Source organism: Streptomyces achromogenes subsp. achromogenes (assembly GCF_000720835.1).
Taxonomy (GTDB): Bacteria; Actinomycetota; Actinomycetes; order Streptomycetales; family Streptomycetaceae; genus Streptomyces; species Streptomyces achromogenes.
Map to the genome: position 1 here is coordinate 1 of NZ_JODT01000120.1, position 332 is coordinate 332.

Consider the following 332-nt stretch of genomic DNA (forward strand, 5'->3'; position numbering starts at 1 on the left):
ATGCTGAGGCGACCGGATGCTCCCGACGCCTGGTTCATCGTGAACGAGGGCGCCCTGCGACACGTGATCGGGGATCGCACCCTGATGCGGGAGCAGATGGAATGTGTCCTGCAGACCGCAGGCCTGCCGACCGTGACCTTGCAGGTCCTACCGTTCGACTCGGGGACTTACCCGGCCACCGGCTCCTTCACCATGCTCGGTTTTCCGGCCCCGGAAGACCCGGACATCGGAGATCGAGACGGGATCACCGATGCCATGTACTTGGAGGGCGAGCATCATGTCCGTGAGTACACGAGGGCGTTCGACGGCCTCCGGGCCGCGGCCTTGAGTCC

At 65.1% G+C, this 332-nt stretch carries 1 protein-coding gene; it reads left to right on the top strand.

Translation table 11 applies throughout. The annotated features are described in order from the left end of the window. On the top strand, window positions 1-332 hold a 332-nt coding region (locus IH25_RS0136975; RefSeq protein ID WP_030621544.1), incomplete at both ends, for a DUF5753 domain-containing protein.